Origin of the sequence: Streptomyces sp. ME19-01-6, assembly GCF_033793745.1 — a bacterium.
Taxonomy (GTDB): domain Bacteria; phylum Actinomycetota; class Actinomycetes; order Streptomycetales; family Streptomycetaceae; genus Streptomyces.
The window spans coordinates 1-560 of record NZ_JARAXF010000142.1 but is presented as its reverse complement, the minus strand read 5'-3'; the positions used below and the strand labels follow the sequence as shown (position 1 = coordinate 560).

1 pseudogene is annotated in these 560 nt (G+C 74.8%); it reads left to right on the top strand.

What is annotated here, in order from left to right:
• A pseudogene (locus tag PV419_RS53045) lies at positions 1–560 on the top strand (type IV secretion protein Rhs); the annotation flags it as partial.

Here is a 560-nt window from a genome sequence, read left to right as displayed (position 1 = left end):
ACGCCGACGGCACGGTGTGGCGCCACGCCTACGACGAGCGCGGAAACCGCACCGCCACCACGGACCCCGCCGGCCACACCACCCGCTACACCTACGACGAGCGCTCCGCCCTGACCTCGGTGATCGACCCCCTCGGCGGGACCACCCGGGTCCGCTGCGACACGGCGGGCCTGCCACTGGAGATCACCGACCCGCTCGGCGCCGTCACCACCTACCACCGCGACGCCTTCGGCCGTCCGACCGCCGTCACCGACCCGCTGGGCGCCACCACCCGCCTGGAGTGGACGGTCGAGGGCAGGCTCGCCGCCCACACCGACCCAGGCGGCGCCCGGCAGACCTGGCGCTACGACGGCGAGGGCAACTGCGTCGCGCACACCGACGCCCTGGGCCGGGTCACCTCGTACGAGTACACCCACTTCGACCTGGTGGCCGCCCGCACCGGGCCCGACGGCGCCCGCGTCGAGTACACCTACGACACCCGGCTGCGCCTCACCCGGGTGACCGACCCCCAGGGCCTCACCTGGACCTATACGTACGACCCGGCGGGCCGCCCGCTCAGC